Source organism: Streptomyces longhuiensis, assembly GCF_020616555.1.
GTDB classification, from domain to species: domain Bacteria; phylum Actinomycetota; class Actinomycetes; order Streptomycetales; family Streptomycetaceae; genus Streptomyces; species Streptomyces longhuiensis.
This window is the reverse complement of sequence record NZ_CP085173.1, coordinates 7,126,621-7,142,935: the sequence shown is the minus strand read 5'-3', so window position 1 is coordinate 7,142,935 and position 16,315 is coordinate 7,126,621. Positions and strand designations below refer to the sequence as shown.

Here is a 16,315-nt window from a genome sequence, read left to right as displayed (position 1 = left end):
TGCCTCCTTGCGATAGAGCTGTTCGAGCTTTTGCCGGGCCTGTCGAGTCTAATGTTCCGCCTTGGCGCGCCGCGCCCGGGCTGTGCGTTGTACATCACGCGATCGGCCGCATCCAAGGGGTACGCACGTTCGGTAACGCCCTCATGACATGACTGTGCCCGGCGTCGTCATTGGCGCCGGGCACAGGATCAGGGAGGTACGGGGCCGCAGGGGCGAAAACCCCTAGGCGCGGCCCGCCGACTTCTGCGTCTTGCGGGTGACCGAGTCGATGACGACCGTGGCGAGGAGCACGCCGCCGGTGATCATGTACTGGATCGGGGTGGCGATGCCCTGGAGGGCCAGGCCGTACTGGATCGACGTGATCACGAGGACACCGAGCAGGGCGTTCCAGGTGCGGCCCCGGCCGCCGAAGAGGCTGGTGCCGCCGATGACGGCCGCCGCGATGACGTTCATCAGGAGGTCGCCGGAACCGGCGCTCTGGTTGGCCGCCGCGATCTTGGAGGCCCAGAAGAGGCCGCCGACCGCCGCGAACAGACCCGCGACGGCGAAGACCGAGACGCGGATCGCCGTGACGTTGATACCGGCGCGGCGCGACGCCTCGACGCTGCCGCCGAGCGCGAAGATCTTGCGGCCGTACGAGGTGCGGCGCAGCACGAAGTCGCTGGCGACCAGGACGATCGCGAACAGCAGCACGGCGAGCGGCAGGCCCTTGTACTGGTTGAACATGATCGCCACGGCGAAGGCCGCGATCGCGAGGAGCACCGTGCGCAGCACGAGCTCGCTCAGCGGGCGGGACGGGATCCCGGCGGCCTCACGGCGCCGGTTGCCGAGGAAGGCCGACAGGAAGTAGCCGGCGACCGCGACGACCGCGAGCCCGTAGGCGGCGGCGACATCGGAGAAGTAGTACGTGGTGAGCTTGCCGACCACGCCGTCGCCGTCGATGTTGATCGTGCCGTTGGAGCCCAGGATCTGGAGCATGAAGCCGTTCCAGAACAGCAGGCCCGCCAGGGTCACGGCGAACGCGGGAGCGCCGATCCGGGCGAAGAAGAAGCCGTGCAGGGCGCCGATGACGGCACCGGCCGCGAGGGCGGTGAGGACCGCGACCCACTCGTTGACGCCGTGGGTGACGCTCATCACGGCCGTGATCGCCGCGGAGACACCGGAGACGGAGCCGACCGAGAGGTCGATCTCACCGAGCAGCAGCACGAAGATGATGCCGACCGACATCATGCCCGTCGCGACCATGGCGACGAAGATGTTGTTCAGGTTCTCCGCGCCCAGGAACGCCGAGTTGAGGCTCTGGAAGATCGCGCAGATGACGATCAGGCCGATGACGACCGGGGTGGCGCCGAGGTCACCGGCGCGCATCTTGCGCTTGAACTCGCTTATGTAGCCCGCGAATCCCTGCTCGCGCACGAGGAGGCGGGGGTCGATGGCGACACTCGCGTCGCCGGCGACAGCCGGGGCGTCCACGGGAGCCTGCGGCTTGTCGGTCTTTTCGATGCTCACTTCTGAGCCTCCGCGTTGGTGCGCGCCGCACGACGGGTCACGGCGTTGTCCGTGGCGCCGGTGATGGCGGAGATGATCTCTTCCTGCGAGGTGGTCTTGACCTCGAAAACGCCGTTGTTGCGGCCGAGCCGCAGGACGGCGACCTTGTCGGCGACGGCCTTCACATCGGCCATGTTGTGGCTGATGAGGATGACCGCGTGGCCGCGCTCGCGCAGCCGCTCGACGAGGTCGAGGACCTGCGCCGTCTGCTCGACACCGAGGGCGGCCGTCGGCTCGTCGAGGATGACCAGCTTGGGCTCGCCGAGCATGGAGCGGGCGATGGCCACGACCTGGCGCTGACCGCCGGAGAGCGAGGCGATCGGGATGCGCACGCTCGGGATGCGGATCGACAGCGTGTCGAGCAGCTCCCTGGAGCGGCGCTCCATCTCGACCTCGTCGAGGACACCGCGGCGCTTGAGCTCACGGCCCAGGAAGAGGTTGCCGACGACGTCGATGTTGTCGCACAGCGCGAGGTCCTGGTAGACGGTCGCGATGCCCAGGTTCTGGGCGTCGTGCGGCTTGTTGACCGCGACCGCCTTGCCGTCCCACTCGATGACACCTTCATCGATGGGGTGCACACCGGCGATCGTCTTGACAAGGGTGGACTTTCCGGCACCGTTGTCGCCGACCAGGGCGACCACCTCACCGGCGTGGACCTCAAGCTCTACATCGGTGAGCGCCTGGACGGCACCGAATCGCTTGGAGACTCCGCGCAACGCCAGCACGGGCGTAGCGGACACGTGAACCATCTCCTTCGCCGCCAAAGGCCTGACCCGGCGGGAGGTTGAACAGAAAGACTGAGAGGGGGGTGCGTACGTGCGGGGATGGTGCTGTCGTACGTCACTGCGTCCGGCGCCCCGCCGTTGAGCTTGCGGGGCTGTCGGCGGCGGGGCGCCGGACGTGCACACACGGGGCGCTCCTTCAAGGTGCGCTCGAGTCCCGTGCAGGACAAGGGAGTTGCCGAGGCGACTCCGGCCTGGTTACTTCAGGCCGATCTTGTCGCAGGCGGCCTTGTACTTGGCCGTGCAGATGTCGTCGAGGGTGTAGTAACCCTCCTTGACGACGGTGTCCTTGATGTTGTCCTGGGTCAGGGAGACCACCGGGACGATCACGGACGGGACACCCTTCTCGGTGCCGCTGTCGACCGTGCCGGTCTTGATGGAGTCGAGGCTCTCGCCCTTGGCGACGGCGACGGCCATCTTGGCGACGGTCTCGGCCTCCTGCGGGTACGACTTGAAGACGCTCATGTTCTGGTCGCCCGTGACGATCCGCTGCACACCCGCGAGCTCGGCGTCCTGGCCGGTGACCGGCGGGAGCTTGCTCAGACCCGCGCCCTTGAGCGCGGTGATGATGCCGCCCGCCATGCCGTCGTTGGCGGAGTAGACACCGGCGATCTTGTCCTTGCCGATCGCGGAGATGGCGCCTTCCATGTTCTGGTTGGCGTTCTCCGGCTTCCACTCCTTGGTGTCGTAGGACTTGGCGATGTTCACCTTGCCCTTGAGCACCGAGAGCGCGCCGTCCTTGAACTGCTTCGCGTTCGGGTCGGTGATCGCGCCGTTCATCATGACGATCTTGGAGCTGGGCTTGGCCTTGTCGCCCATGGCCTTCAGCAGCGCCTCGCCCTGCGTCTTGCCGACCTCGGTGTTGTCGAACGAGGTGTACGCCTCGATCGGGCCCTCGGCCAGGCGGTCGTACGCGACGACGGGGATGCCCGCGTCCTTGGCCTTCTTCACCCCGCCGGCGACGGCCTTGTAGTCGACCGCGTCCAGGATCAGCACGTCGACCTTCTTGGTGATCATCGTGTCGATCTGCTGCGACTGGACGGTCGCGTCCTGCTTGGCGTTCAGGTACTCGACCTTGCCCTTGCCATTGGTCAGCGTCGATATCTGCTTCTCAATGATCGGCTTGTCGAACTTCTCGTAGCGCGCGGTCTGGTTCTCCGGCAGCAGCAGGCCGACGGTGATGGCGTCGCCCTTCTTGGAGCTCGCCTTGTCGCCGCTGTCCTTGTCGCCGGACTCCTTGGCGCTGCCGCAAGCGGCGAGAGAGACGGCCATACCAGTGGCACAGAACGCAACGGCGGCACGACGCATACGCGTGTTCACTTCAGAAACCTCCCTGACGAGGCCGCGACGTTGCGGCCGAGGTAGCGGGAAGTCAACTCGGCCGCAACCCCGGCGTCAAGGAGTAAATCCTTAACGAGATGGCAACGGTGTCATGCGTTCTCTAAGTGAAGGCAGGTGCGGCCACGGACAGAGATCCGTCCAAAAGGGTCGAATCGCCCATCTCGCTGAGCGCCAGGGCCAGCGCCCCGAGCACCTCCGCGCGTCCGCCCAACGCCCCTGGGAGAACGGACAGTTGGCGGGCCGCGCTGGGGATCGCGTAGCGCCCCACGGACTCCCTGATGGGCCCCAGGACCAGCTCTCCGGCCTCCGCCAGATCACCACCGAGGACGACCCGGCTCGGGTTGAGCAGGTTGCAGAGATTCGCGACCCCACTGCCGATGTGACGGCCCACATCGGCGATCACCCGCCGGCACCCCGGGTCGCCGTCCCGCGCGAGCCGCACGACGGACTCCATGGTCAGTCCGGTGCCGTGGCTGGACTCCAGGAGCGGCAGCACGTAGCGGGCGGCGGTGAAGGTCTCCAGGCAGCCGCGGTTGCCGCAGCGGCAGACAGGGCCGGACTCGTCGAGCGTGATGTGCCCGATCTCGCCCGCGGTCCCGCCGGGCCCCCGGTAGATCTTCCCGTCGATCACGAGCCCGGCGCCGACACCGCTGGCGACCTTGATGTACGCGAGGTCCTTCACGCCGCGCCCGCTGCCCCAGACCAGCTCGCCGAGGGCGCCCAGATTGGCGTCGTTGTCGACGTGCACGGGCACGCCCAGGCGCCTGCTCATCTCCTCGGCGGGCTTGGTGCCGGTCCAGCCCGGCAGGATCGACGTGGAGCCCAGCGTGCCGCTCTCCACGTCGATGGGGCCCGGCACGCCGAGCCCGACGCCCGCGACCTTCGTGCGGTCCACGCCGGTGGCCGCCACGAGCCGCTCGACGAGCTCCTCGGCCCGGTCGAAGCCCTGCGCCGCGGAGGCGTCCACGTCGAGGGGCTCGGCCTCCTCGGCGAGCACCTGGTGGGCGAGGTTGCCGATCGCCACGCGCAGGTGGGTGTGGCCGAAGTCGACGCCGATGACGATGCCCGCGTCCCCGCTCAGCGAGACGCTGCGGGCACGCCGGCCGCCCGCCGAGGTGGGGGTGACCTCGACCGTGCCGCCGTCCTTCAGCTCACGGACGATGTTGGAGACCGTGGCCGCGGACAGGCCGGTCGTCCTCGCGATCTCCGCCTGCGTGAGCGATCCGGCGAGCCGCACGGCGCGTACGACCCGCTCGAGATTGGCCCGATGCAGCGACGACTGCGACCCCGGAGTCTCCATTGACTCATCCCACCCTTAGCCCGTTGACGGGCGGCCCCCCTGAGTGAGCCGTCCGTGGCCCGCGTCACACAGAGAGTGCCCGGGCCTTGTACAAGTTATGAACTCCAAGCTCCGCTGAAGGGGCCCATGTCGTCAAGCCCTTGACAGAAATCGGTTCCATCGGCCGCGCACAAGGGTCCGGCCCCGGAGAGACAGCTCTCCGGGGCCGGACCCCTGTGCGCAACGGGTGAAGCAGCGGTCACGTGATGGCGTCGGCCTTGCGGCGCGACGGTGGGCGTCAGCGGAAGGTGCCCTGCGACACCGAACCGGCGATCCGGCGCTGGAAGATGATGTACACGATCAGTACGGGCACCACCGTGACCACGATCGCCGCGAACAGCGCACCGTAGTCGATGCCGTAGGCCTGCGAGGACGCGTAGGCGGCCATCCCCTGGGTCAGCACCCACTTGTTCTGGTCGGTGTTGAGCGCCACCGGCAGCAGGAACTGGTTCCAAAGGCCCAGGAAGTTGAAGATCGCCACCGCCGCCATGCCCGGCCGCGCCATGGGCAGCATCACCTGGAAGAACGCCCGCCAGTCACCGGCACCGTCGATCAGCGCGGCCTCGTACACGTCATGCGGCAGAGACCGGAAGAACGCGTAGAGGAAGAACATCGTGAACGGCAGCGCGAACGCGACGTAGGTGAGGATCAGTCCAGGGCGCGTGTTGAGCAGCCCGAAGTTCTGCAGCTGGAAGAAGAGCGGCACGATCGCCAGGAAGACGGGGAAAGTCAGCCCGGCGAGCATCACGTAGTAGATCAGCCGACGTCCCGGGAACTGGAACCGGGCCAGGATGTAGGCGCACATCGCGCCCAGCAGCATCACCAGGACCAATGCGCAGACCACGACGATCACCGAGTTCAGGAAGTACTTCCCGATGCTCGCGTCGCTCCAGGCGCGTGTGTAGTTGTCGAACTGCCAGTGATCCGGCAGCGCGAACGGCGACGACAGGATCTCCTTGGTCGTCTTGAACGACGACACCAGTACCCACAGCATGGGCAGGATCACGATCACGGACCACAGGATCAGCAGGCCGTGCGCGATCACCGCGAACCTGCGGTCGCTGCCCGCGACGGCTCTCGTCAGCTTCTGGTCGCTCGCCCGCTTCTGCTCACTGGCCTGCTTCCGGTCGGCGGCTATGACGCTCACTGGGCACCTCCCATGGCTCCCGCACGCCGAGCCTTGGACCCACGCGCTTTCTTACCGCCCTCGCTCTCGCCACCGCCGGTCAGGCGGTTGATGGCGAACACCAGAGCCGCGAACACCAGAGTGACGACGGCGAGGACGACCCCCATCGCGGTGGCGAGTCCGAACTGCTGCTTCGCGAAAGCGATGTTGAACAGCCGCTGGCTGATCGTCAGGGTCGAGTTGTTCGGCCCACCGTTCGGCAGCATGGCTTGTACGTAGACGAACGCGTCGAGGGCGGCGATACCCAGATAGACGTACGCCGTCTGCACGCTGTCCCGAATCGCCGGCAGAGTGACCGAGATCGTCATCCGGAACCGGCCGGCTCCGTCGATCCTGGCCGCCTCGTACAGTTCGGCGGGAACTCCCTTGATGGCGGCGATGAAGAGCACCGCGTAGAACCCGACGAGCCCCCAGACGATGACGAACATCAGGGCCGGCATCGCGGTGGCCTGCTCGCCCAGCCAGGCGAACTCCTTGAAGTGGTCCAGGCCGAGCGACGTGAGGATGCCATTGACCAGGCCGGCGTTCGGGTCGTACATCTGCGCCCAGATCAGACCGACGATGATCGCCGGAACGACGTAGGGGAAGAACGAGACAATCCGGTAGAACGACGCGCCCTTGATCCCCCGGACGGGCCCTTTGCTCGGCCCGCCCAACGTGATGGCCACCGCGACCCCGAGGGCGAGCGTCAACGTCACCAAGGGCACGAAGGCCGCCAGCAGGGCGACGTTGCGCAGCGCCTTCAGGAAGACGTCGTCCTGGAACATCTTGGTGAAGTTGTCGAGGCCGACAAAATCGTAGTTCGGGCTGAAACCGCGCCAGTTGGTCATCGCCCAGAAGATCGCCTGACCGAAGGGGTACAGGACGAAGACCACGAAGATGGCCAGCGGGAGACCGAGGAACGCGAGGAAGAACGTCACCCGGTCGAAGGTGAGCTTGCGGCGTCGGGGCCGCCCGCCGCGAGCGGCCGGCGTGGGCCGGCTGCTCGCGGTGTCGGAGGTGGTGGTCTTGTCTTTCATCGCGCTGCTAGCTGACCTTGATCTTGTCGATGGAGTCGTCTTCCCTGACCTTGTCGGAGATCTTCTGCAGCGCCGAGGTCAGGCCCTTGGCGTCGAGGTCACCGGAGAGGAACGAGTTCCACGGCACCAGCTGGTCGGTGTTCATGCCGTAGGCCTCGACGAAGTTGTAGGTGAAGATGTTGGTGCCCGCGGCCTCCAGCATCTTCGTCTGCGAGACGAGGGCGGACGATCCGTAACCGTCGGCGGGCACGGTGCCCTTGACGATCGTCGGGGCCAGCTTCGTCTTGGAGAAGTTGGCGGCCGCGTCCTTGGACAGCATCGCCCGCAGCACTTCCTTGCCGCCGGCCGGGTTCTTGCCCTGCTTGGGCACGATGAACGGCTCGCCCGCGGCCGCGCGCAGCGACTCGTAGGGCATCTTCGGCTTGTCGGTGAGCGTCATCGACGGGAAGCCGGTCATCTGGAAGTCGGCCTTGGTGGCCTTCTTCATCTCGTTCTCGATCCAGCCACCGGACGGGTAGAGCAGCGCCTTCTGGTCGTTGCTCCAGATCGCCTGCGCCTTCTGGAACTGGGTGCCGGAGCCGCCGGGGACGAACATCTTCTCCTTGACCATGGTCTCCATGGCCTTGATCACTCCCTGGATGGCCGGGTGCGACCAGCAGCCCTTCTCCAGGTTCTCCAGCGCGAGCCGGACCTCGTCGCCGCCCTCCTTGATCGCCGAGTCGATGAGGAGCGTGCGGTAGTAGGTCGCCGCCTCCTTGCCGTGGACGAAGAGGTACTTGCCCTTCTTCTTCGCCTTCGCGCCGAGGTCGAGCGCCTCGTTCCAGGTCTTCGGCGGGGTCCAGCCGTTCGCCTCGAACAGCGTCTTGGAGTACCAGACGCCGTACACGGTCATCACGTAGTTCAGAGCGACGAACTTGTCCTTGAACGTGCCGGGGTCCTTGACGCCGGGGTAGACGGTGTCGGCGATCTTCTTGCCCTCGTAGTTGTTGGCCTCGAGGACGTCGTCGAGCTCCTCGAGCTGGTCGAGGATGCCGAGGAAGCCGATCTGGTCCTCGCCGGAGTTGTCGATGAGGTCCGGCGGGTTGCCGCCGACGAAGCGGGGCTGGAGTTCGGGGGCGATGTCGACGACCGGCTTGACGACGACTTTGGCGCCCTTGATCTGCTTGCCCAAGACCTGGTTGACGTAGTCGACATAGTCGGTGCCGTAGCCACCGTTGAAGATGGCCGCATCGACCTTGGAGTTCGCGGCGACACCGAACGGGTTCTTGGCCCCCTTCGTGCCCTTCGGGCCGCCACCGCCATCACCGTTGTCCTTGCTGGAGGGAGAGCCACACGCAACCGCGAACGAACCCATGGCTGCAGTTGCGATCGCCCCGCGCAGGAGCGTCCGCCTGTCAAGAGAGCCGGCACGAATGGTCATCTCTGCATCCTCACTGATCGATTGGATCTATACGGGTTTGCTGCGAGTTCGGCTGCCGGGCCAGGTTGGCCATGCGCTTGCCGCACTTCTCTCTCTTTAGCGCGTCCTGGTGTGGGTCTCCGCCTGAGTTGTTGGCGGAGATGCACATCGGGGCGTTTCGCCGTCGTCTCGGAGCCGCTCGGCGGCACCGATGGTGATCAGCTGAGTGATGTCGGAAAAGCAGTCGCCGGGGCCGCGGCCGGAGCGGCAGTCTCGCTCCGCTTGATCAGATCGCGATGGCCTACGCCAGGGGTGGATCCCATGCTCAAGTCCTCGCCTTCTCCAGGACTCAGGCGGTGAACCGGATCCTCCCCGGCACCGCGGTGATGTGCTGTGTTGTGCCCCTGCTGAGGGGGAACGCAGATGGAGCTGGGTGGTGCGTGAGGACCGGGGTGCGCGGGGGGAGACACGGATACGGGGACGCTTGAGCCACCCCCTGCCGTTTCCCCCCGTCCCCCCGGGCCCGGCCTCGGTCTGTGTACGGTCCGGGCCAGACGCCGACAGGTATAGTCCACTTCACGTTAACTGGGCAAGATCAAATGCAGGTTTGGAGGGCGTTCTTTCCCGAGTTGAGACCTCTCGGATATATGAGGCACCCATGAGTGGCCCATGCGCGCTCCGAACGATGGATGACCTCGCTTAATGGATGGTCGAGCCAGTCTTCTCGTCCCACCCGCCCAGCCCGTCGATCCCAACACCCTTGACACCGCAGGCGACTTACCTCCCTACTGGACCTTGCGCTGCGAATTGACAACGTTGTCTCGCTCCGGGAGGGTGCTCGCGCATGCATGGCAGATCCAGACACAGACTCACCACCACGGCCGCCCTGGGGGCGGCCTCACTCGCGCTCGTCGCCGCCGGCCAGGGAGCGTCCGCCGCGTCGCCCGGCCAACAGCCGCACGCCGACCGCGAGTTCAGCTCCTCGTTCGAAACGGGCGATCCCGCGCCGACCTGGCTGAACACCGTGGATACCACCGCAGACGGGACGAAGCGGTCGTCCGGTGTCGACGGCGGTGACAGCGGCGGGCTGCCGGGCAATGTCAACAGCCACGTCACGGACGTCCGCGCCAGCGACGAGAACGCGGGCGGCGGTGAGACCAAGGAGAACCTCCTCGACGGGGAGTCGAGCACCAAGTGGCTCTCCTTCGAGCCCACGGCCTGGGTCGAGTACGACCTGGACGCGCCGGCCAAGATCACGACGTACGCCCTGACGTCGGCCAACGACCACGCCGAGCGCGACCCGAAGGACTGGACCCTCAAGGGCTCCACCGACGGCAAGGAGTGGACGACGCTCGACACCCGCACCGGGGAGAGCTTCGCCGACCGCTTCCAGACCAAGAAGTACGACCTCCAGAATCCGGCCGAGTACCAGCACTTCCGGATCGAGTTCACCAAGAACAACGGCGCGAACGACGCCACGCAGCTCGCCGACCTGCAGCTGGCCACCGCCGACACCGGCTCGCCCACGACGCCCGACGACATGCTGTCCCTGGTCGACAAGGGTCCCAGCGGCTCCCCCACCGCCAAGGCCGGCGCGGGCTTCACCGGCAAGAAGGCCCTGCGCTACGCGGGCACGCACAAGGCCGACGCGCGCGCCTACTCGTACAACAAGGTCTTCGACGTCGACGTGGCCGTCGCCCGTGACACGGAGCTCTCGTACAAGATCTTCCCGTCGATGGCGGACGGCGACCGCGACTACGACGCCACGAACGTCTCCGTGGACCTCGCCTTCACCGACGGCACCTATCTGAGCGACCTGAAGGCCACCGACAGCAACGGCGGGCTGCTGACGCCGCAGGGCCAGGGCGCGGCCAAGCGGCTCTACGTCAACCAGTGGAACGCCGTCGCGTCCTCCATCGGCTCGGTCGCGGCCGGCAAGACCGTCGACCGGATCCTGGTGGCGTACGACTCGCCGAAGGGCCCGGCGAAGTTCCGCGGCTGGGTCGACGACATCGCGTTGAAGGCCGCGAAGCCCGAGCCGCCGAAGGCGCATCTGTCGGACTACGCGGTCACGACGCGCGGCACGAACTCCAGCGGCGGCTTCTCGCGTGGCAACACGTTCCCGGCCACCGCGGTGCCCCATGGCTTCAACTTCTGGACGCCGGTGACCAACGCCGGCTCGCTCAGCTGGCTCTACGACTACAGTCGAGACAACAACGCGGACAACCTCCCGACGATGGAGGCGTTCAGCGCCAGCCATGAGCCGAGCCCCTGGATGGGCGACCGGCAGACGTTCCAGATGATGCCGTCGGCGGCGTCCGGCACCCCGGACACCTCCCGCACCGGCCGCGCGCTGCCGTTCAAGCACGAGAACGAGACGGCCCGCCCCTATTACTACGGGGTGCGCTTCGAGAACGGCCTCAAGGCCGAGATGACGCCGACCGACCACGCGGCGATGCTGCGGTTCACCTACCCCGGTGACGACGCGAGCGTGATCTTCGACAACGTCTCCGACCAGGCGGGCCTCACGCTCGACAAGGACAAGGGCATCGTCACCGGCTACTCGGACGTGAAGTCCGGGCTCTCCGCGGGCGCGACCCGGCTCTTCGTCTACGGCGTCTTCGACACCCCGGTCACCGGCGGCGACTCCACCGGCCCCAAGGGCTACCTCCGCTTCAAGCCGGGCGCCGACAAGGCGGTCACCCTGCGCCTCGCGACGTCCCTGATCGGCATCGACCAGGCCAAGGCGAACCTCGCGCAGGAGCTGCCGTCCGGGTCGTCGTTCTCCTCCGTGCGGGACAGCGCCCGCGCGCAGTGGGACAAGCTCCTCGACAAGGTCGAGGTGGAGGGCGCCACGGCCGACCAGCGCACCACCCTCTACTCGTCCCTGTACCGGCTGTACCTGTACCCCAACTCCGGCTTCGAGAAGGTCGGTTCGAAGTACCAGTACGCCTCGCCGTTCTCGCCGATGCCGGGTCCGGACACCCCGACCCACACCGGCGCGAAGATCGTCGACGGCAAGCCGTACGTCAACAACGGCTTCTGGGACACCTACCGCACGACCTGGCCCGCGTACTCGCTCCTGACGCCGAAGAAGGCGGGCGAGCTCGTCGACGGGTTCGTGCAGCAGTACAAGGACGGCGGCTGGATCTCGCGCTGGTCCTCGCCGGGTTACGCGGACCTGATGACCGGCACGTCGTCGGACGTCGCGTTCGCCGACGCGTACGTCAAGGGCGTCAAGTTCGACGCGGAGGCCGCGTACAAGGCGGCTCTGAAGAACGCGAGCGTAGTGCCGCCCGCGGCCGGCGTGGGCCGCAAGGGAATGCAGACCTCGCCGTTCCTCGGCTACACGAGCACGGACACCCACGAGGGTCTGTCCTGGGCGCTCGAGGGCTACCTCAACGACTACGGCATCGCGCAGATGGGCCAGGCCCTCTACAAGAAGACCGGCGAGAAGCACTACAAGGAGGAGTCGGAGTACTTCCTCAACCGGGCCCGCGACTACGTGAACATGTTCGACCCGAAGGCGGGCTTCTTCCAGGGCAAGAGCGAGAAGGGCGACTGGCGCGTCGAGTCGTCGAAGTTCGACCCGCGCATCTGGGGCTACGACTACACGGAGACCAACGCCTGGGGCTACGCCTTCACCGCCCCGCAGGACTCGCGCGGGCTCGCCAACCTCTACGGCGGCCGCGACGGTCTCGCCAAGAAGCTCGACACGTTCTTCGCCACCCCGGAGACGGCGACGAACGAGGTCGCGGGCTCGTACGGCGGAGTCATCCACGAGATGACGGAGGCGCGTGACGTCCGGATGGGCATGTACGGCCACTCCAACCAGGTGGGGCACCACATCACGTACATGTACGACGCGGCGGGCCAGCCGTACAAGACGCAGGAGAAGGTCCGCGAGGTCATGTCGCGGCTCTACACGGGCAGCGAGATCGGCCAGGGCTACCACGGCGACGAGGACAACGGCGAGCAGTCGGCCTGGTACCTCTTCTCCTCGCTCGGCTTCTACCCGCTGGTCATGGGCAGCGGTGAATACGCCATCGGCTCCCCGCAGTTCACGAAGATGACGCTGCACCTGGAGAACGGCAAGGACCTCGTCGTCAAGGCTCCCAAGAACAGCGCGAAGAACATCTACGTGCAGGGGCTGAAGGTCAACGGCAAGAACTGGACGTCGACGTCGCTGCCGCACTCGGTCGTCGCGAAGGGCGGGGTCCTGGAGTTCGCGATGGGCCCGAAGCCGTCGAAGTGGGGCACCGGCAAGAACGCGGCGCCGGTCTCCATCACGCAGGACGACAAGGTGCCGTCGCCGCGCAAGGACGCCATCACGGGTTCTGGTCCGCTGTTCGACAACTCCTCGGCGACGAGCGCGAGTTCGGAGTCGGTGGAGCTGCCCGTCGGCACGGACGGCGCGAAGGCCGTGCAGTACACGCTGACGTCGGACGACAAGGCGAAGGCCCCGGCTGGCTGGAAGCTGGAGGCCTCGGCCGACGGCTCGTCGTGGAAGACGCTGGACCAGCGGTCCGGCGAGTCCTTCTCCTGGGACAAGCAGACGCGGGCGTTCTCGGTGAGCAAGCCGGGCACGTACAAGCACTACCGGCTGGTGTTCACCGGTGGGGCGGCGACGGTGGCGGAGGTGGAGCTGCTGGGCTAGCCCCGTACGCCGGGCAGCGCCGCTGAGCCTTACAGCTCAGCGGCGCTGCCGTTTTAATTCCGTGGACACCCCAACGTGAGCTCGCCTAATGTCTGGCCCGAACCGTGACGCAGCCCGAGGAGGTGAGACCCATGAACGCAGTACGTATGTGGGTGCTCCTCTCGTCCCCCACGGTCGGTCGGCTGACATAGGTCGCCCGGGAGCGCCTGGACAAGGCACTCCCGAAAGGCAGAGACCTATGGATACAACAGTGATCACACGCGTCGCCGACACGCAGTGGCACGCACTCGAGGACGACCAGGTGGTCGGTCGCGGTGAGGCCTGGCCGCGGCTCGACGGACGACTCTTCCTCAGCATCGACTCCTGGCACGACTCGGCGTTCGGCCTGCTCGCCGATGCCATGCTCGCGGACCTGCCGAGGCCCCTGTACACGATGGTCGACGAGGCCGACGTGGACCTCAGGTCCCGGTGGGAGCGCGCCGGTTTCACGATCCGGCGCCGCGAGTGGGTGTATTTCCTGCCCACCGACCCACAGGTCACCGGACTCGGCTCGGCGCAGCCGCCGTCGGGCGTGACGATCCTCCCCCTCGGCGAGGCGGAGAAGGACCCCCTGCGCGCACTCGACCGCGCGATCCGGGACGAGGTCGAGGCCTCCGTCGGATGGCAGGAGATGCCGGCGGAGGTGCTGCCACGCCTGGACGACGCGGCCGTGGTGGACCCGACGAAGTACGCGGTGGCCATGGAGGTGGAGTCCGGCGAGTACGTGGGACTGCTCCGGGTGGCGCCAGTGCCGCGTCAGCCACGGATCGGCCTCATCGCGGTCCGGGCCGACCGGCAGCGGCGCGGCATCGCGCGGGCGCTCCTCGCCGAAGTGCTCGGCTCCCTGCACCGGTCCGGGGTCCGGACGGCTTCGGCGGAAGTCGGCGAACGCAACAGGGCCGCCACGACCCTCTTCGACACGATCGGCGCCGAGCACGCCGGCAGCAATGTGGAGGTCGTACTTCACCGATGACGAAGACGAATCGCGGTATCGAGATCGAGGGCACGGTCGTCGAGTGCCTGCGCAACGCCACCTTCCAGGTGGAACTGAAGAGCGGGCACAAGGTGCTCGCGCACATCAGCGGCAAGATCCGGAAGAACTACATCAAGATCCTGCCGTTCGACCGGGTGCTCGTGGAGGTCAGCCCGTACGACCTGACGCGCGGCCGGATCATCTTCCGGTACCGGAGCTGACGCCGGGCGGCTGAACGGGTGAAATGGAAGGCGGGCGTGAGGAGTTCACGCCCGCCTGGTCCCGTATTGCTTCCCCTCATTTCCGCCAGAAAAGGTGGTGCGTCACGCTGCCGCCCGGGCTGGGCACGACGTCCACGTGGAACCGGTCACGCAGCTCGTCGGGCGATTCCCACAGCCGCGAGCCCGACCCGAGTTTCACTGGCGAGACCGCCACGTGCAGGGTGTCGACGAGGCCGGCGCCGAGGAACTGGCGGATTGCGTTCGCCCCGCCGCCGAGCCGGACGTCCTTGCCCTGGGCCACTTCCTTCGCCTGGGCGAGGACGGTGACGGGGTCGCCGTCCACGAAGTGGAACGTGGTGTCGGAGAGGCAGATCGAGGGCCGGAGGTGGTGGGTCATGACGAACACCGGCGTGTGGAACGGCGGTTCGTCGCCCCACCAGCCCTGCCACTCCAGGTTCTCCCAAGGCCCCTTCTGCGGCCCGAACTTGCCTCGGCCCATGATCTCGGCGCCGATGTTGTGATGGAAATCGCGGGTGAGGTAGTCGTCCAGGCCCCGGCTGCCGCCGGGGTCGGTGCGGTTGGGCCAACTCGCCGTGGCACCGCACCACGCGAACATCTCCCCCGGATCGGCGTGCCCGAAGGGCCGCTCCAGGCTCTGCCCCTCGCCCGCGCCGAACCCGTCACTGGAGACGTTGAAGTTCTGGACCCTCAGCAACTGCTGCGTCACGTGTTCCTCCTGCGGTTGCGGTGACATGGGTGGGACTCTCGCCGTCGCGAGAGCAATGAGCACCGCACTGAACTGGTTCAAGTCGAGCTACAGCGGCGACGAAGGCGGCCAGTGCCTCGAAGTCGCCTACGACTGGCGCAAGGCGACTTACAGCGGCAGCGAGGGCGGCGAGGTAGCCACCCACCCCGCCGCCATCCACATCCGCGACTCCAAGAACCCCGAAGACCCCCACTTCACCGTCACCCCGGACGCCTGGACCGCGTTCCTGGCCGGCGGCGCCTGAGCTCAGTCCCGGTCGAGCAGCTTGAGGCCTCCGACAGGGTAGAGCCACGGGCTACTGGCACCGGCCTCAAGCGCGTCGAGACCGATCAGCGCGTCGGACGCGTTCTTGCAGCGGGGGTGCCGCGCGGCGAACGCCTCGATGCGGGGGCGCAGGCTGGGGAGCCAGCGGGCGATGTGCTGCGGATCGCCGTCGTACCACCAGATGAAGTCCATCTCGCCCCAGAGGAGTTCGAGGGCCCAGCCCCTCGCGAGGCGCACCACTCCGGCGTCGGCTTCGGGGCCGGCGAGGCCGTGTATGTGGTCCAGCCAGGGGTCCAGGCCCCCCGTCGCATGGGCGATCCCCTCGATCAGTTCGGTGCACCAGTCATGGGGGCGGCCGCTGGTCACCGCGACGGTCAGCAGCGCCCGGAAGGCACCCTCGACCGCGGCGCGCTCGGCCACGGGCCAGTCCGCGAGGCGGGCGCCTCCGCTTCCGAGGCGTCCTATCTCGTACGACGGGTCGGCGCCGTCCCCGTCCGGGCCCCACAGGCGCAGCGCTCGGGGGATGAAGCGGCGCCACAGGACGGGGTACTGGTCCTCCGCCCAGTGGCTCGCCACCTCGCGTATGAAGTGGCCGAGGAGGTCGTCCGACACCAGGGCCGGGTCGCCTCCGAGCAGGCGCAGCTCGGACTCGGGGGTGCAGTGCGTACAGCCCCAGACGGGACGGTCGAGCGCGGGTGGCGTGGTGAAGGCGCCGTCCACTTCGGCGAGGGCGTCGCGCCACATCGCGTACGGGTCGAGCACGAGAGCTTCGGGCATGCCG

General features: G+C 67.4%; 13 protein-coding genes. 4 read left to right on the top strand and 9 right to left on the bottom strand.

Features of this window, described 5'->3' with window-relative positions:
* Nucleotides 1-222: 222 nt before the first annotated feature.
* From LGI35_RS32815 to ngcE, 7 genes are all read right to left on the bottom strand, one after another.
* Nucleotides 223-1,509: a sugar ABC transporter permease gene (locus LGI35_RS32815; RefSeq protein ID WP_227297906.1), complete on the bottom strand. Its 1,287-nt coding sequence runs from the start codon at nucleotides 1,507-1,509 to the stop codon at nucleotides 223-225.
* Entirely contained in the window at nucleotides 1,506-2,297 is a 792-nt protein-coding gene (locus tag LGI35_RS32810; protein ID WP_227297905.1) for an ATP-binding cassette domain-containing protein, read from the bottom strand. The genes LGI35_RS32815 and LGI35_RS32810 overlap by 4 nt, the downstream gene beginning before the upstream one ends.
* Before the next feature lie 231 nt (nucleotides 2,298-2,528).
* Nucleotides 2,529-3,650 carry a sugar ABC transporter substrate-binding protein gene (locus tag LGI35_RS32805; RefSeq protein ID WP_227297904.1) on the bottom strand — a complete coding sequence of 374 codons (1,122 nt, stop codon included), beginning with the start codon at nucleotides 3,648-3,650 and terminating at the stop codon, nucleotides 2,529-2,531.
* A 121-nt stretch (nucleotides 3,651-3,771) separates the two neighbouring features.
* Nucleotides 3,772-4,971 (bottom strand): ROK family transcriptional regulator, encoded by a 1,200-nt coding sequence (locus tag LGI35_RS32800; RefSeq protein WP_227297903.1) that lies wholly within the window; start codon nucleotides 4,969-4,971, stop codon nucleotides 3,772-3,774.
* Between the two features lie 277 nt (nucleotides 4,972-5,248).
* Entirely contained in the window at nucleotides 5,249-6,157 is a 909-nt protein-coding gene (locus LGI35_RS32795; RefSeq protein WP_227297902.1) for a carbohydrate ABC transporter permease, read from the bottom strand.
* Nucleotides 6,154-7,215 carry a carbohydrate ABC transporter permease gene (locus tag LGI35_RS32790; RefSeq protein WP_227297901.1) on the bottom strand — a complete coding sequence of 354 codons (1,062 nt, stop codon included), beginning with the start codon at nucleotides 7,213-7,215 and terminating at the stop codon, nucleotides 6,154-6,156. The genes LGI35_RS32795 and LGI35_RS32790 overlap by 4 nt, the downstream gene beginning before the upstream one ends.
* Nucleotides 7,216-7,222: 7 nt before the next feature.
* Nucleotides 7,223-8,635 (bottom strand): N-acetylglucosamine/diacetylchitobiose ABC transporter substrate-binding protein, encoded by a 1,413-nt coding sequence (gene ngcE / locus LGI35_RS32785; protein WP_227297900.1) that lies wholly within the window; start codon nucleotides 8,633-8,635, stop codon nucleotides 7,223-7,225.
* Nucleotides 8,636-9,458: 823 nt separating this feature from the next.
* Between ngcE and LGI35_RS32780 the strand changes: the two genes are divergently transcribed.
* The 3 genes from LGI35_RS32780 to infA all read left to right on the top strand — a co-directional run bounded on the left by LGI35_RS32780 (nucleotide 9,459) and on the right by infA (nucleotide 14,504).
* Nucleotides 9,459-13,271 carry a GH92 family glycosyl hydrolase gene (locus LGI35_RS32780; RefSeq protein WP_227297899.1) on the top strand — a complete coding sequence of 1,271 codons (3,813 nt, stop codon included), beginning with the start codon at nucleotides 9,459-9,461 and terminating at the stop codon, nucleotides 13,269-13,271.
* 238 nt (nucleotides 13,272-13,509) lie between these two features.
* Nucleotides 13,510-14,283 carry a GNAT family N-acetyltransferase gene (locus LGI35_RS32775; protein WP_376221950.1) on the top strand — a complete coding sequence of 258 codons (774 nt, stop codon included), beginning with the start codon at nucleotides 13,510-13,512 and terminating at the stop codon, nucleotides 14,281-14,283.
* The gene (infA, locus tag LGI35_RS32770) at nucleotides 14,280-14,504 is read left to right on the top strand and encodes a translation initiation factor IF-1 (protein ID WP_227297897.1); all 225 of its coding nucleotides are present in this window, start codon (nucleotides 14,280-14,282) and stop codon (nucleotides 14,502-14,504) included. The genes LGI35_RS32775 and infA overlap by 4 nt, the downstream gene beginning before the upstream one ends.
* Nucleotides 14,505-14,580: 76 nt before the next feature.
* On the opposite strand, the gene LGI35_RS32765 is transcribed toward infA, so the two are convergent.
* The gene (locus tag LGI35_RS32765; protein WP_227297896.1) at nucleotides 14,581-15,258 is read right to left on the bottom strand and encodes a dihydrofolate reductase family protein; all 678 of its coding nucleotides are present in this window, start codon (nucleotides 15,256-15,258) and stop codon (nucleotides 14,581-14,583) included.
* 28 nt (nucleotides 15,259-15,286) lie between these two features.
* On the opposite strand from LGI35_RS32765, the gene LGI35_RS32760 reads away from it, so the two are divergent.
* Nucleotides 15,287-15,514: a DUF397 domain-containing protein gene (locus LGI35_RS32760; RefSeq protein WP_227297895.1), complete on the top strand. Its 228-nt coding sequence runs from the start codon at nucleotides 15,287-15,289 to the stop codon at nucleotides 15,512-15,514.
* A gap of 2 nt (nucleotides 15,515-15,516) precedes the next feature.
* On the opposite strand, the gene LGI35_RS32755 is transcribed toward LGI35_RS32760, so the two are convergent.
* Nucleotides 15,517-16,311, bottom strand: coding sequence for a hypothetical protein (locus LGI35_RS32755; RefSeq protein ID WP_227297894.1), 795 nt, complete (start codon nucleotides 16,309-16,311; stop codon nucleotides 15,517-15,519).
* Nucleotides 16,312-16,315 lie beyond the last annotated feature (4 nt).

What these genes read in the sequence shown, in the direction of transcription:
- LGI35_RS32810 (WP_227297905.1), bottom strand. Translation starts at nt 2,297, where the DNA reads ATGGTTCACGTGTCCGCTACGCCCGTGCTGGCGTTGCGCGGAGTCTCC.
- LGI35_RS32800 (WP_227297903.1), bottom strand. Translation starts at nt 4,971, where the DNA reads ATGGAGACTCCGGGGTCGCAGTCGTCGCTGCATCGGGCCAATCTCGAG.
- LGI35_RS32790 (WP_227297901.1), bottom strand. Translation starts at nt 7,215, where the DNA reads ATGAAAGACAAGACCACCACCTCCGACACCGCGAGCAGCCGGCCCACG.
- ngcE (WP_227297900.1), bottom strand. Translation starts at nt 8,635, where the DNA reads ATGACCATTCGTGCCGGCTCTCTTGACAGGCGGACGCTCCTGCGCGGG.
- LGI35_RS32780 (WP_227297899.1), top strand. Translation starts at nt 9,459, where the DNA reads ATGCATGGCAGATCCAGACACAGACTCACCACCACGGCCGCCCTGGGG.
- LGI35_RS32775 (WP_376221950.1), top strand. Translation starts at nt 13,510, where the DNA reads ATGGATACAACAGTGATCACACGCGTCGCCGACACGCAGTGGCACGCA.
- infA (WP_227297897.1), top strand. Translation starts at nt 14,280, where the DNA reads ATGACGAAGACGAATCGCGGTATCGAGATCGAGGGCACGGTCGTCGAG.
- LGI35_RS32765 (WP_227297896.1), bottom strand. Translation starts at nt 15,258, where the DNA reads ATGTCACCGCAACCGCAGGAGGAACACGTGACGCAGCAGTTGCTGAGG.
- LGI35_RS32760 (WP_227297895.1), top strand. Translation starts at nt 15,287, where the DNA reads ATGAGCACCGCACTGAACTGGTTCAAGTCGAGCTACAGCGGCGACGAA.
- LGI35_RS32755 (WP_227297894.1), bottom strand. Translation starts at nt 16,311, where the DNA reads ATGCCCGAAGCTCTCGTGCTCGACCCGTACGCGATGTGGCGCGACGCC.